The organism is Cetobacterium sp., from assembly GCF_977044495.1.
In genome coordinates, this window is sequence record NZ_CDRRQU010000013.1 from 1 (window position 1) to 14783 (window position 14783).

Sequence of the window (14783 nt, forward strand, 5' to 3'; positions counted from 1 at the left end):
AGCGTTCATCCTGAGCCAGGATCAAACTCTTCATTCAAATATATTTAAAGTCCAAAGACTTTACGTTTACACCATTTATTGGTTTGCCATTTCTGGCATCTGTTATTTTCATAACTTCTGACTATTTTCTCTATTCGGTTGCTAATGTCCTTATCTTTTTGTTTCGCCTGTGGGGTTTCCCACTGACAGAAATAATAATACCATTTTTTTTACATTATGTCAATAACTTTTTTATTTTTTTATAAAATAATAAAATTCTATCAACTCTTCTGTATATTTTATTCTTTGAAAATAGTCATTGGGATATCTCTTTTGAGCTTGATTATCTATGTAACTCTTTATATCTTCAGGAAGTTTAGATTCTTCTATTATCTTTTTATACTCTATCTTTTTTTCATTGTTTATTTTTTTTATTTCTTTATTCTCTTTCTCTTTTTTAGAAATCTCTTTTAAATCATAATAGAAATGTTTATAAATAATTTCATAATCTGTTCCATATTTTTTTTCTAATCTTATAACTTCATTATCTATCTTTTCTTTTGAGAGTCCCTCTTTTTCTCCTAAAGAAACAATTCTTTTATAAGCTCTCTCTTGATCTCTGACATATATGTTTGAATTATCTTGAGTATATGAATCCCTTTCAATATTATTATTAACTCTTTCTGGAACATTAGCTATTAAAACTGTTGATATTATAAAATATAATAAGAATTTTTTCATTTTTCCTCCTTTTATATTAAATATTGTTATAAAAAAATTTCCTTGTAAGAAAACTCTTACAAGGAAATAATATTTTAAACTTACTTTCTACTATATTATAGAATTAGAAGTTTACTTTCATACCAGCGAATGCATATGGTTGCCATCTCCAGTCATTAGCAGAAGATTGGTTCTCGTTATCCCAGTTTCTATACTCTGCTCCAACTCCTCCGTTTAACGATATAGCTGGTGTCAATTGATAATTTACAGAAAGGTTCATAGAAGTATATAAGCTATAGCTATCTTTATCTGATTTCTTATAAGTATTTGTCTTCTTATCTAAAGAATATCTATCATATTGTCTAAATACATATGGATCATATCCACCCTCGAAGTTGAAATCTAACTCGTAATCATCTGTTGAATAAAGTGCAAACGTTCTATATAAGTAAAGCTCCCATGTCACAACAAACTCTTTATCTGTTGTAGAGTTAACTCCTTTTTGAATTGCATTAGAGTTATTATAAAAGTTTTGATCTAAGTATATTGTTCCATCCCAAGTAAATCCAAATGGTAAGTTACCTGCATATCCAAAATCGATACCGATAGAGTTTAAATAATTTCCACCATTATCTTTTGGCATTGAGTGATAGATATTTGGTTGAACTGAGAATGATGAAAGTAATCCACCTTTGTTTGAATAAGCATTATAAAGTAATTTATACTCAAAGTTTTGAGAGTTATTCTCTTCATCTCTATATTGTAATCTAGATGTTAAATCACTATTGTGCTTATAGAAATATCTTAATCTAGTCTCTGTTCCATCTTTTCCACCGTTTACTTCTCTAGTGCTATCAGCTCTTTCTAAATCGTGATAATCTCTAATCCTTGCTTCTAATCTAGATTTTTCAGTCATTTGAATTCCGAATGAAGTTTGTAATCTAGCATAATCATTTAATCCTCTGTTCCATGTATCTTGATCTGTAGCAGGTTGATTTGTTACAGGATCCATTATAATTTTATCTCCGTGACCTTCTGTTTTTCCATAAGCTCTGTATTCCACACCAATGTATCCTGATGGTCTGAAAGCTTCTTCTAATACTACAACCTCTACTACAGGTTCAGCTACTACTACAACCTCTTTCGATACTTCTACTGGTGCTACTACAACCTCTTTTGCTGATGCAGTTGCTCCAACTACTAATAAAGAACCTAATAAAAGTGCTAACTTTTTCATATAAATTCCCTCCAGTTATTATTTTTTTAGAAATCCCCGTTTTCGAATTTCTCCCGTTACCTAGGTTATACAATATTTTAATTCTTTTGTAAATATTTTTTTATTTTTTTCCAAACTTTTTACTCACTTTTTACGTCTACTTTGTTTATTCTTAAATCATTTTTTTAGATAAAAAGTCACTTTTATAAACTTTAACTTTATTTGTAAGCAAGTTTTCAATTCATACTTCACTGAATGTTCAGTCATCACTCTTTTAGCATATATTTTTTTTATTTTTTTATTTATTATATATATTTATTTTTTATTTACTATTTTTTTAAATAAATAAAAAAGCAGATACAAATATGTATCCGCTCCAAAATTTTTTGAATAGAAAAGTGATTATCTCTTTGAGAATTGTGGAGATCTTCTTGCTTTTCTCTTTCCGTATTTTTTTCTTTCTACCATTCTTGAGTCTCTTGTTAAGAATCCAGCTTCTTTTAAAGCTCCTCTTAAAGTCTCATCAGCTTCTACTAAAGCTCTTGTTAATCCGTGTCTGATAGCTCCTGCTTGACCAGCATTTCCTCCACCGATTACGTTTACTTTAACTTCAAACTTATCTAAAGTCTCAGTTAATACTAATGGTTGCTCAACGATTTTAGAAAGTAACTCTCTTCCACCGAAGTAGTCTGCCATAGTTTTTCCATTTATTTCAATTCCTTTTCCACCAGGAATAAGTCTTACTCTTGCTACTGAAGTTTTTCTTCTTCCAGTTCCTCTATATTGAATCATTTCTGCCACTGTCAATCCCTCCTAATTAAAATTCTACCTTTACTGGTTTTTGTGCAGTATGAGCGTGTTCAGCTCCAACAAATATTCTTAATCTTGTTAACTGCTCTCTTCCTAATCTATTCTTTGGAAGCATTCTCTTAACAGCTAGCATTAAAGCTTCTTTAGGATTCTTTGCAAGAATCTCTTCTAATCTTCTTTCTCTTAATCCACCAGGGAATCCTGAGTGATTGTAGTAAACTTTATCTGTCAATTTATTTCCAGTTACAGCAATCTTCTCGATATTTGTAACGATTACGAAATCTCCTCCGTCAATGTGTGGAGTATAAGAAACTTTATCTTTACCCATTAATTTTTTAGCTATTTCTGCAGCCAATCTTCCTAAAATTTTTCCTTCTGCGTCATAGTGAACGAATTCTCTAACAACGTCTTCTTTTCTTTGCATAGCAGTGTATTTCTTCACGTTTTTTTCCTCCTCGAAAATAGTTATATTTATTTTAATATAACGAACGGCGTTCCTTTGTGGGAAAGGATTTATTATACCTATCTATTATATCTACTTTTTCCTTCTTTGTCAATTACTTTTTGAAGATTCCTAAAGGTTTTCCTAGTGGTAAAAACTCTCTTCCAAAAGTTTTATTCAGAACGTTTGCAGCTGATCCATAGAATGACATCATAGCTATCGCAAACTCCGATACCGCAGCTAATGTATGCATTGCATGAGGAGCTATTCCAAATGCTGTTCCAGCCAATCCTATAAATAGGAAATCAATCAATATAAATATTATTAACAACGTTTTATTAGTTTCAATTGATCCAATTGTCATGTATAGTGTAAATACTAGATACCCTAAAAATACAAATCCAAAAGCCTTTGGGTCTGCTGCTACCCTCATAGCTTCACCGAATACTCCAAGTTGTATCATCCAGCTCATAGCCATTCCAAACCAAAAGAATGAATATCCACCAAATGCTGTCGTTCCAAACACATTTCCGTGTTTAATATCATTTAAACAAGCAATCAACTGAACAAACGCTCCCAAAAATATTGCCCAAGGAATCACCAACGATACTCCGCTCACAATTCCAAACTTATTTGCTGACGCTACTAATGTAACAATTGCAAGACCTAATAATCCTAATCCTGAAGGGTCTGCTACTTCAATTTTTACATGATTGTTTTGATTCATTTTCTTTTTTCATACTCCTTAATTAATTTTTTTTACGCAAGGAATATTTTAACCTTTTCATGATACTTTGTCAACAAATACTTAACTTTATTTATTTTTTATATTGTCAATGCTGAAGCTCCTTTTATTCCCGCATCATTTCCTAACTCTCCCAGTTTAATCTGAAGATTTTCAAGCGTTATTCCAAGTGCATACTTCGGTAATTTTACTCTTACTTTATCAAGTAAAATATCTCCTGCTAGTGCCACTCCTCCAGATAGAATTACCACCTCTGGATTTATGATATTCAAGACATTTCCAATTCCCATAGCGAGATAATCTGAAACATAATCAACTATATCCAAAGAGAATTCATCTCCTTTTTTAGCAGCATCAAAAACGTGTTTTGCTTCCAACCTATTCAAATCTCCACCGATAGATTTGTACACCTCATTATTTTTATTTATCTGTAATCTTGACAGTGTCTCCCTTATTACTCCTGTCGCTGATGCATAAGTTTCAAAGCATCCCTTTTGACCACACCCACAAAGTTTTCCATCTTTCTCCAACTTCATATGTCCTATCTCACCACCAGCACCAGTGGCTCCTGAAATCAATTTACCATCTACAAATATTCCCCCTCCAACTCCTGTACCAAGAGCTATCGTCACGCTTTTAGAGTATCCTTTTCCCGCCCCATACAGAGTTTCTCCAAGAGCTATTACGTTCACATCATTGTCCAACCTTGTTTTTATTCCAGAAATCTCCTCCATTTTTTCACTGATATTTATGTTCTTCTCCCAAGGAAAATTAGCAAAAAATCCCACTTTTTTTTGATCAATAACTGGTCCGGGTATCCCCATACCAATACCTTTTATTAAATCTTTCGTTATCCCCAATTCATCAGCTAACTCCAAAACTGTAGCCCAAATTTTATTTAAGGTAAACTCCACTCCCTCTATTGACTCCGTTTTTATGCTCGTACTTTTCAAAATGTCTCCACCGGCATTCAATATTCCAATTTTACTATTTGTTCCTCCGATATCAATCCCTACAAAATATTCCATGAAACCCCTCCTAATTATAAATATTTTTATACTTATTTTTTAAATACTCTATGTAATATACTGGATTTAACTCCTCTCCAGTTACTGACAACATAATCTCTTTAGGTGTTTTCAACTTTCCATATCTATGAATTTTCTCTTTTAACCATTCCCTAATTATTTTTAACTCCCCTCTTTCCAATGCTCCCTCTATATTTATATCTTTTTTCATGGCATTTAAAATTTGAAGGGAGTAAACATTTCCTAAAGCATATGACGGAAAGTATCCTATAAGACCGCAGGACCAGTGTACATCTTGTAAAACTCCTTCAGAATCTGTTTTAGGAGTTACCCCCAGATACTCGTACATTTTATCATTCCAAATTTTTGGTAAATCTTTAATCAAGTATTCTCCTGACAAAATTCCCTTTTCAATCTCATAACGTACCATTACATGTAACGAATATGTCAACTCATCCGCTTCAACTCTAATCAACGACGGTGAAACTTCATTTATCCCCTTGTAAATCTCTTCCAATGATAGTTCAGATAGCTTATCATATTTGAATTTACTTTTCCCTAAAACTCCACACCAAAACTCCTTACTTCTTCCAATGACGTTTTCATAGAATCTTGATTGAGATTCATGAATCCCCATAGATGCTCCATCTGACAAAATTGTATCTTTTAACTCTTCGGCTACTCCCTGCTCATACATCCCATGTCCACCCTCGTGAATAGTGCTAAATACACTTGAAAAAGGTAACTCTTCCAAATATCTTGTCGTCAATCTGACATCATCTTTATTCACTGTCAATGTAAATGGATGAGCACTTTCTGATAAAACTCCTCTTTCTAAATCAAACCCTATGTATTTTAGCACCTCTTCAGAGAAAAGTCTTTGCTCAAACTCTGAAACTTGAAATTTTATCTTTTTCTGAAAATCTCTTTTATTTTCCTTTATATCTTTTAATAGTGGTACAATCTCTTTTTTTAACTCCTCAAAAAATTTATCTAACTTTTTTACATTCATCCCTTTCTCATAGTCGTTTAAAATTTCTGAATATATATCATCTTTTACCCCTCTATACTCTATAAACTTTTTATTAAAATTAAAAATTTGCTCCAAGATAGGGGCAAAACTCTCAAAGTCATTTTTTTCTCTTGCCATCTCCCAAATTCCTTGAGCCTTGGCTGTAAGTTCTGAGTATAGCTTGTACTCTTCACTTGGGATGACCTTTATTTTTTCAATCTCTTCCTCCAAAAGCTCTATCTCTCTTTTAGTTATCTCATCTATGTTCTTCTGCTTTTTTAGCTCCGTCAATATCTCTAAAAACTCTTCAGAAGTAGTTAAATTATAGCTTCTTAGGCTCAATTCTCCTATCATTTCAGAGAGCAATTTATAACCACCTTTCGGTGCTTGTGTCTCCAAATCCCATTGAAGTAGTGCTAGCATAGAATCTATTGTTTTCTTCTCTTTTATCATCTCTCTAAATCTCTTTATTTTTCCCTCCATAATTCAACTCCTTCACTTTTTAATTCAATTATATTGAATTTTTCTCTCTTTAACAAGATTTTTCGCACTCTATTGATAATTTCAGTAAAATAATGTAAACTTATATGTAAAAATATAATAAATAGTATAAAAGGAGCTTTTATGAAAAGAAGTATATCAGGTATCCAACCTAGTGGAATATTGCATTTAGGAAACTACTTTGGAGCTATGAAACAGTTTATAGAAAATCAAAACAAATATGAAGGATTTTATTTTATTGCTGACTACCACTCTCTTACATCTCTCACTGATCCAAAAGCACTTAGAGAAAACTCATACAATATAGTTTTAGATTATTTGGCTTTGGGACTTGATCCTGAAAAATCAACAATTTTTTTACAGTCGGATGTTCCTGAACACACAGAACTCATGTGGTTACTTTCAAATATTACTCCCGTTGGGCTTTTAGAAAGAGGTCACTCCTATAAGGACAAAGTTGCAAAAGGTTTCACTCCCAATACAGGTCTTCTAACTTATCCTGTTCTTATGGCTGCTGATATACTTATGTATAACGCTGACATTGTACCGGTGGGAAAAGATCAAAAACAACATCTAGAAATGACAAGAGATATCGCACTAAAGTTTAATCAGCAGTACGGAGTTGAACTTTTCAAACTCCCAGAACCTCAAATTTTAGAAAATTTAGCTGTTATTCCCGGAACAGATGGACAAAAGATGAGTAAGTCATATGGGAATACAATTAATATGTTCGCATCTAAAAAAGAGCTAAAAAAACAAGTTATGAGTATCGTTACTGATTCCACTCCTTTGGAGGAGCCAAAAAATCCAGAGAACAATATCGTTAAGCTCTATGAACTTTTTGCAAGTAAAGAACAAGTTGAAGAGATGAAAAATAAATTTATCGCTGGAAATTACGGTTATGGTCACGCTAAAACTGAACTTTTGAATGCTATACTTGAATATTTTAAAGATGCCAGAGAAAAGAGAGAGGAACTGGCTAACAATATGGAATACGTGGAAGAAGTTCTTGCTAAGGGAGCCGCTAAAGCTAGAGAGATTGCTAGAGCTCAAATAACAGCTGCCAAAACTGCAGTCGGGTTGATAGGAAATATATATAAAAAATAAAAAAAGACAGTGAAAACTGTCTTTTAATTTTACTCTGGCGCACCCGAGAGGAATCGAACCCCTAACCCCCTGATCCGTAGTCAGGTGCTCTATCCAATTGAGCCACGGATGCATATTTATCTATAAAAAAAAGGTAGTAACTCTACCTTAAACTACTTTTATAATGGCGGTGAAGGTGGGATTTGAACCCACGGTACGGGATTAACCGTACTCTCCCTTAGCAGGGGAGTGCATTAGGCCACTCTGCCACTTCACCATCCTTATATGGCGGAAGGTCAGAGACTCGAACTCTGAAGTCTTGCGACGCCGGTTTTCAAGACCGGTTCCTTACCAATTAGGATAACCTTCCGTACACAGAGATAGTATCATTTTTTTTATCAATTGTCAAATACTTTTTTTATTTTTTAAAAAAAAGCTACCCTAAAAGTAGCTTTAATTGACTATTCTTCAGTAACTGCTGTTTCAGTCTCTTCCTCTTTCTTTTCTTCCTCTTTCGGAATTGGATTTCCAAACATCCATTCAATCTGTCTTCTAACTCCTGTTAGCTCCACAACTTGACCATCAAACTCCAATCTATCATCTTCAGGAATAGCTAGGAATCCCTCCTCTATTGGAGCATCCTTCACTAAATTATGTTGAAGCTTTATAGAGTTTTCAAATCCGAATGGTTTAAATTCTGTTTTTACGCTTCTAATCAATTCATCATTTTTAGATATCTCCTCCACTTGTTCTGGAGTGAACCTTCTTTGTGGTGGGTATTCCGCTATAAATAAAGTTTCTGTTTTTAAAAACTTTAACTCTTCTCCCACTTTTTCAAATATATCTATTGTGTATCTTCCTCTATTTTTAACTAAAAATCTGTCGATATCTACAATCTTTTTTCCAACACCTAATGGATCTACCATTGGTGTCAACTCTCCTCTTGATATCAAATCATCCTCAGGACCATTCAATCTAACTTCAAATACTGTCGGCTTTGTAACCTCCTCGAAAGTTAAGACTATTGATAATCTCATCATAGGATGCGGAAATATCGGTTGAATTATATTATCAAAAGAGCCAAATATATCCACAGCTCCTCCTATTTGTTGACTCATTTGAGCTGCGTGTGCAACCACTATATTTTTTACCTTAGCCATTTTTCCCCCTTTTTTGCTTGTTTTGTTCTAATTTACTATAACATACCTGTTTTAATTTGTAAATTTTTATTTCAAGATTGTGAATATAAAAATACTTCCTTTTCCCTCTTTAGAAATAACGTCTATTTTTCCTCCGCATCTTTCCACTAACTCTTTTACAATAGAAAGTCCTAAGCCAGTTCCAGCTTTATTACTTGTTCTAGCTTTATCTACCCTGTAAAACCTTTCAAATATTTTTCCAATATCATCTGGTGCTATCCCTATCCCATTGTCCTTCACACCTATTTTATACATACTTTTCGTTTCTATTATTGATATCTCTATCTCTGGTTTTAAACTTCCCCTATAGATAATAGCATTTTCAACCAGATTTTTTAAAATAGTTAAAACTTTCTCAAAATCAATCCTTAACTCTTTCTCCTTACTCAAAAGAGTTAAACTATATGTTATAGTTACCTCACCTGTTTTTATTCTTTCATTTAATGTTGCGTGTAACTCACCTTTTAAACGTGCTATTGGAACTCTTTCTATATTGACGATATTGGAACTCTCTATCTTACTTATATTTAAAAAATCTATAATTATATTCTCCAACTTATCTATATTGTTTTTTATAGTTTTTAGAAATTGAATTCTCAGTGGTTCTGGTGCATCTTCCAATGCAATGACATAGCCTTTTATATTTGTCAATGGTGTTTTTAATTCATGACTCACATTGCTTATAAAAGTTTTTTGAACCTCTATCATTCCCTTAGTTTGAGTTATATCTTTAATAGATAGCAGATACCTTTGATCCTGTTCTAAGAATTTAACATTTACACTGAAATACCTTTTCAATCTGGGTATATAAACTTCTGATTTTTGATTCAGCTTTTCTCTCATACCTTTTTTTACCACATCTATAATCTCAATATCTTTTATTAAATTTAAGTAATTTAATTTGTCCTGCTCATAGAGGTAATTAAATCTACTATTTTTTATTATCAATTGTAAGTTTTCATCAAAAAGACATATTGAAGAATCCATTGAGGTGATAATTTGATGTAAAATTCTTTTTTCTCTATTCAAATTGATAATATTTTCTAAATTTTGATTCTGCCATTTCTGTACAATATCCCATAGATTAAGAATCCAAGGGTCTTTTTCAAAATACAGATTTTCTCCATTTCCTTTTTCTTTTAAAAAATCTTCAATAACTTCTATCTTTCTATACAAATCCCTTTTCAAATATTTTTTATAAAAAGCGTGTATTATAAAGTTTAAAAACGTAAAAAACAAAAGCTCTACAACCAGAATTATCTTTAACATTTTTAGAGTATCTCCATAGTTTTTAGAAACTCTTACAACTACTTTTTCTCCCTCTTTATTGCTTCTTTCAACTGCATAGTATGCCATAGTCTCATCTGAAATACTACTTTTTCTTATATCGAAGCCTTTTCCTTTGTTTTTTGCCTCAATAACCTCTTTTCGCCCACTATGATTTTCTAAATTTTTCTCTGTTTCGTATCTCCTTGAATCGTATATAACTTTTCCATCCAACCCAATTATATTAAATCTCATATCAGAGTTTTCAAATATTTGTTGGTAATCTTTCTGGTCATACTCCTTTATTAGATTAGATATGATGAAAACATTTTCTCTTAAGCTAGTTTCTACCCCATCTTTATACAGATGAGATAAAAAAGTTATATTTGTTATCACAAAAACTATTTCAATCATAACTATAAAAAATAAAGCAATTATCTCTTTTCTTCTAATCTGTACCCTACTCCTTTCACTGTTTTTATGCAATCTATTAAAAATGGTATTTTTTCTCTCAGTTTGGATATATACACATCTACAGTTCTATCTCCTGAATAGTAGTTACTTCCCCAAACCCTATCTAATATTTTTTCTCTGCTTACTACAATTCCTCTATTTTTTACCAAAAGTAAAAGTAGGTCATACTCTTTTTTAGATAGCTCCACTTCCTCACCACTATTTATAACCAAATGTTTATCTTCGTCAATCTCTAAACTCAAAAATCTATTTCTTATTTTTTTATTTTTTTCTTGTTGGTTGAGAAGTTTTTTTCCTCTCAACAATAACTCTCTTGGATCAAATGGTTTTTTGATATAGTCATCTGCCCCAATTTCTAGCCCTTTTAAAACATCTTCCACCTCTGTTTTAGCTGTTAACATCACTATATATGGAGTTCCATACTCGTCTTCCATCTCTTTTACAATTTTTGTAAAATTTATTCCATCTAAATTGGGTAGCATCAAATCCAAAATAATCAACTCATGTTTATCTTTTTTTAAATATTTCAAACCTTCTAGTCCATCCGAAGCTACGGTCACTTTATATCCCTCTTTTGTGAAATAATAGTTTATTAATGCTTGTATCTCTAAATCATCTTCAACTACTAGTACCTTCATATACCCTCTCCTTTTTTCTACATTATATCACAATTATAAAAAAGGTGTCCTTTTTTCCTTAGGACACCTATATCTGTTATTTTACTGGTACAAATCCCTCCTCAGCTACCACTCTTTGCCCATCTGCTGACAATGCAAACTCAACCAACCCATTGATATCTTTATTGTCTGTATCCACTATATACCAATAAACTTCCCTTGCTATCGGATATTTTTTGTTTGCCACGTTCTCCACACTAGGCTCTATTGAATCTACTCTTAAACTTTTTACAGACTTGTCCATGTATCCCATCCCTATGTATCCAATCGCATTTCTATTGCTCTTTATCTCCTGTTTTATAGCTTCGTTTGAAGGCATATACAAAGTGCTTTTACCATATTCTGCCTCTTTTTTCGTATTTTCCTCTCTTATTATATGCTCTTTAAAAAACTCATGTGTTCCAGAAGATGAGTCTCTCGATAGAATAACTATTGTGGCGTCATCACCACCTAGCTCTTTCCAGTTAGTGATCTCCCCTCTAAATATCTTAGCTAAATCCTGATGTGTTAAATTATTGACGCCATTTGAGTCATTCACTATCACTGTTATCCCATCATAACCTAAAACAACCTCTTTTAATTTTATCCCTTTATCCTTAGCAGATTCCAGCTCTTTATCTTTAATATTTCTAGAAGCCATCCCAATATCCGCTGTTCCATTTATTAAAGATGAAATTCCCACTCCAGACCCTCCACCTGTAACAGCTACCCTAGCCTCTTTATTTTTCCCCATATACTCCTCAGCAATGTACTGAGAAACATTCACTATTGTATCTGATCCCTTTACTTGTATAACCTTTGACGCCATCAACGTCGTTGAATACATCCCCATCATAGCCATTAATCCCATTAGAAAAAACTTTTTCATTTTCATCTTTAAACTCCTCCTAAATTTTGTATTCTTAAAATCAGTATAGAGCATCAGTGTTAATTCAATTTTAATTTAGTGTAAAAAAGATGTAAAAAAAATTTTACAGTTTTTTTACCCACAGTTAATCCAATTTTAACAGAAAAGATATATCATATCTACATATAATTCAAGGTTAAAATTAGTTTAAATTTTTTTAATTCTTTAACATAGATTTAGGAGGTTATCATGCAGAATTTAAGAAAAGTTAAAGATTCTTTTATGACTGGAATTCACTCCATCATTGGAATTTTTAACATTCTGATTGTTATACTCATATTTGTTTTCATCTTAGTTAATAGTTTATCCTTCTTTAAGGAGTATCCTATTTCTAAATTTTTCTTTGGAACAGAATGGATATCTCTTTCAGGTAAATACGGACTTTTACCACTACTAGTGGGGTCGTTTTGGGTAACATTGGTTGCGCTTTGTATCTCTGTTCCCATTGGAATTATAACCACTATATATCTATCTGAATTTGCCAATAAAAAGACTAAAAAAATTGTCAAAATTATTATAGAAACAATGTCAGCTTTACCATCAGTTGTACTGGGATATCTGGGTCTATATATCCTATCTGGCTTTATAAAGGATATCTTTGATTTACCCAGTGGACTAAACGCTTTAAGTGGAGGAATTATGCTCTCTTTTATGGCTATTCCCACTGTAGTCAGTCTCTCTGATGATGCCTTAAACGCTCTTGACAAATCTTATCGTGAAGCCTCTTTGGCTCTTGGAGCAAACAAACTTGAAACAGTTTTTAAAGTTCTTTTACCCGCTGCCTTTCCAGGTATATTTGCAGGCATTATGCTCGGATTTGGAAGAATTATTGGTGAAACTATGGCTGTTCTTATGATTACTGGAAATGCTCCGATTATGGCAATTTCACCACTATCTCCTGTCAGAACTTTAACCGCTACCATTGCATCTGAGATGGGAGAAGTTGTCCAAGGAAGTGAACACTATCACGCTTTATTTGCTATTGGTCTAGTGTTATTTACAATAAGTTTTTTAACGAATAGTGTCGCGGATAGATATATTAGAAAATCAAGGAAATTGATGGGAAAGTAGGAGGAATATTATATGAAAGTTTTTAAAGGAAAAAGTGGGGCAACTATTGAAATGTTCATTAAAATAATTGCTTCATTGACAGTCGTGCCCATCTTTTTAATATTGGGATATATTATATATAAAGGGATTCCTGCAATATCTTGGGAATTCTTAACAGAAGTTCCTAAGAGGGGAATGAGAGCTGGAGGAATTTTTCCCGCTATTGTCGGCACTATTTTTCTTACTTTGGGAACTATGCTTGTCTCTGTTCCATTTGGAGTCTTCACTGGAATATATCTTGTTGAATACTCAAAAGATAATATCTTAACAAGGCTAGTGAATCTAACAATCATAAACTTAGCTGGAATCCCTAGTATAATATATGGTCTTTTTGGAATGGCCCTATTTGTTATATATTTTAAATTTGGTGTTTCTATCCTATCCGGGTCTTTAACTTTAGGTATTATGTGTCTTCCAGTTATTATAACGGCTACAAGAGAAGCACTTTTAGCGATTCCAAACAGTTTAAGAGAAGCCTCTCTAGCTCTTGGTGCTACAAAGTGGGAAACAATCTCCAAAGTTGTTGTTCCCGCTGCGTTACCCGGAATTTCAACTGGCGTTATCTTAAGTATTTCAAGAGCTGCCGGTGAAACTGCACCTATTCTATTCACAGCTGCTGCTTTTTATTTGCCATTTCTACCTCGGTCGATCTTTGATCAGGTTATGGCTCTACCATATCATCTCTATGTTATATCTACACAAGTTCCAAATATGCCACAAAATAATATGCATGGAACACTATTTATCCTAGTTTTTATAACTGTCGGATTTAACCTTATTGGTGCATACATTAGAAGTAAATTTGAAAAATAATAATCTCATTTTAATTTTGGAGGAATATATACTATGAAACAAGATGTCAGAATATCTGTTAAAAACTTTAACTTTTATTATGGAAATTTTAAAGCTCTAAAAAATATAGATATGGATATAATAAAAAATAAAGTAACCGCACTTATTGGTCCATCTGGATGTGGTAAGTCAACATTTTTAAGGTCTTTAAATAGAATGAACGACCTCATATCAAATGTTAAGTATGAAGGTGAAATACTACTCGATAATCAAAATATCTTTGATAAACAATTTGATATTGTTGAACTTAGAAAAAAAGTGGGGATGGTTTTTCAAAAACCAAATCCTTTTCCAAAATCAATCTATGAAAATTTAGTTTATGCTCCAAAGCTACACGGAGAAAACAATAAGAAAAAACTGGATGAAATTGTTGAATCCTCCCTCAAAGCAGTTGCTCTTTGGGATGAAGTAAAAGATAAACTTCATCAATCTGCACTTGGATTATCAGGGGGACAGCAACAAAGACTTTGTATTGCTAGAGCCATATCCATCAATCCTGAAATATTATTAATGGACGAACCTACTTCAGCTCTTGATCCAATATCGACTTCTAAAATCGAAGAGTTGATTGTCGAATTGGCCAAAAATTATAGCATAGTTATTGTTACACACAATATGCAACAAGCATCAAGAATATCTGATTATACTGGTTTTTTTTACCAAGGTATTTTGGAAGAGTTTGGCGAAACCTCGAAAATTTTCACCACACCCACTGTAAAAAAAACTGAGGACTATATAACAGGAAAATTTGGATAAAAG

General features: G+C 32.5%; 15 protein-coding genes and 3 tRNA genes. 4 read left to right on the forward strand and 14 right to left on the reverse strand.

Annotation, left to right across the window (positions count from 1 at the left end; translation table 11 throughout):
* Positions 1–231: 231 nt before the first annotated feature.
* The 7 genes from ACWI69_RS04595 to ACWI69_RS04625 all read right to left on the reverse strand — a co-directional run bounded on the left by ACWI69_RS04595 (position 232) and on the right by ACWI69_RS04625 (position 6435).
* Positions 232–720 carry a hypothetical protein gene (locus ACWI69_RS04595; RefSeq protein ID WP_448820676.1) on the reverse strand — a complete coding sequence of 163 codons (489 nt, stop codon included), beginning with the start codon at positions 718–720 and terminating at the stop codon, positions 232–234.
* A gap of 103 nt (positions 721–823) precedes the next feature.
* On the reverse strand, positions 824–1936 hold the full coding sequence (locus tag ACWI69_RS04600) for a FomA family porin-like outer membrane protein (RefSeq protein ID WP_448820677.1): 1113 nt from the start codon (positions 1934–1936) through the stop codon (positions 824–826).
* A gap of 381 nt (positions 1937–2317) precedes the next feature.
* A complete protein-coding gene (rpsI, locus tag ACWI69_RS04605; protein WP_448820678.1) occupies positions 2318–2716 on the reverse strand; it encodes a 30S ribosomal protein S9 in 399 nt (132 codons plus the stop codon).
* Positions 2717–2732: 16 nt separating this feature from the next.
* Positions 2733–3167, reverse strand: a complete 435-nt coding sequence (rplM, locus tag ACWI69_RS04610; protein WP_448820679.1) for a 50S ribosomal protein L13 — start codon at positions 3165–3167, stop codon at positions 2733–2735.
* Positions 3168–3282: 115 nt separating this feature from the next.
* Entirely contained in the window at positions 3283–3894 is a 612-nt protein-coding gene (locus tag ACWI69_RS04615) for an acetate uptake transporter (RefSeq protein ID WP_448820680.1), read from the reverse strand.
* Between the two features lie 98 nt (positions 3895–3992).
* Complete coding sequence (locus tag ACWI69_RS04620) at positions 3993–4940, reverse strand: ROK family protein (protein WP_448820681.1); 948 nt, start codon at positions 4938–4940, stop codon at positions 3993–3995.
* A gap of 10 nt (positions 4941–4950) precedes the next feature.
* On the reverse strand, positions 4951–6435 hold the full coding sequence (locus ACWI69_RS04625) for a carboxypeptidase M32 (RefSeq protein ID WP_448820682.1): 1485 nt from the start codon (positions 6433–6435) through the stop codon (positions 4951–4953).
* 141 nt (positions 6436–6576) lie between these two features.
* Between ACWI69_RS04625 and trpS the strand changes: the two genes are divergently transcribed.
* Entirely contained in the window at positions 6577–7560 is a 984-nt protein-coding gene (trpS, locus tag ACWI69_RS04630; protein WP_448820683.1) for a tryptophan--tRNA ligase, read from the forward strand.
* 35 nt (positions 7561–7595) lie between these two features.
* On the opposite strand, the gene ACWI69_RS04635 is transcribed toward trpS, so the two are convergent.
* The 7 genes from ACWI69_RS04635 to ACWI69_RS04665 form a co-directional block, all read right to left on the reverse strand.
* Positions 7596–7672 (reverse strand) — tRNA-Arg (locus tag ACWI69_RS04635).
* A gap of 52 nt (positions 7673–7724) precedes the next feature.
* Positions 7725–7816: transfer RNA gene (locus ACWI69_RS04640), tRNA-Ser, on the reverse strand.
* A gap of 9 nt (positions 7817–7825) precedes the next feature.
* Positions 7826–7909, reverse strand: a tRNA-Ser gene (locus ACWI69_RS04645).
* Between the two features lie 91 nt (positions 7910–8000).
* Entirely contained in the window at positions 8001–8699 is a 699-nt protein-coding gene (locus tag ACWI69_RS04650; protein ID WP_448820684.1) for a hypothetical protein, read from the reverse strand.
* A gap of 66 nt (positions 8700–8765) precedes the next feature.
* Positions 8766–10418 carry an ATP-binding protein gene (locus tag ACWI69_RS04655; RefSeq protein WP_448820685.1) on the reverse strand — a complete coding sequence of 551 codons (1653 nt, stop codon included), beginning with the start codon at positions 10416–10418 and terminating at the stop codon, positions 8766–8768.
* Positions 10419–10438: 20 nt separating this feature from the next.
* The gene (locus tag ACWI69_RS04660; RefSeq protein ID WP_448820686.1) at positions 10439–11116 is read right to left on the reverse strand and encodes a response regulator transcription factor; all 678 of its coding nucleotides are present in this window, start codon (positions 11114–11116) and stop codon (positions 10439–10441) included.
* Between the two features lie 76 nt (positions 11117–11192).
* Positions 11193–12029 carry a phosphate ABC transporter substrate-binding protein gene (locus ACWI69_RS04665; protein ID WP_448820687.1) on the reverse strand — a complete coding sequence of 279 codons (837 nt, stop codon included), beginning with the start codon at positions 12027–12029 and terminating at the stop codon, positions 11193–11195.
* A gap of 222 nt (positions 12030–12251) precedes the next feature.
* On the opposite strand from ACWI69_RS04665, the gene pstC reads away from it, so the two are divergent.
* From pstC to pstB, 3 genes are read left to right on the forward strand one after another with little or no spacing between them, the layout of a single operon-like run.
* The gene (pstC, locus tag ACWI69_RS04670; RefSeq protein WP_448820688.1) at positions 12252–13133 is read left to right on the forward strand and encodes a phosphate ABC transporter permease subunit PstC; all 882 of its coding nucleotides are present in this window, start codon (positions 12252–12254) and stop codon (positions 13131–13133) included.
* A 12-nt stretch (positions 13134–13145) separates the two neighbouring features.
* Positions 13146–13985 (forward strand): phosphate ABC transporter permease PstA, encoded by an 840-nt coding sequence (gene pstA / locus ACWI69_RS04675; RefSeq protein WP_448820689.1) that lies wholly within the window; start codon positions 13146–13148, stop codon positions 13983–13985.
* A 33-nt stretch (positions 13986–14018) separates the two neighbouring features.
* Positions 14019–14780, forward strand: a complete 762-nt coding sequence (gene pstB, locus ACWI69_RS04680) for a phosphate ABC transporter ATP-binding protein PstB (RefSeq protein ID WP_448820690.1) — start codon at positions 14019–14021, stop codon at positions 14778–14780.
* Positions 14781–14783: the final 3 nt, after the last annotated feature.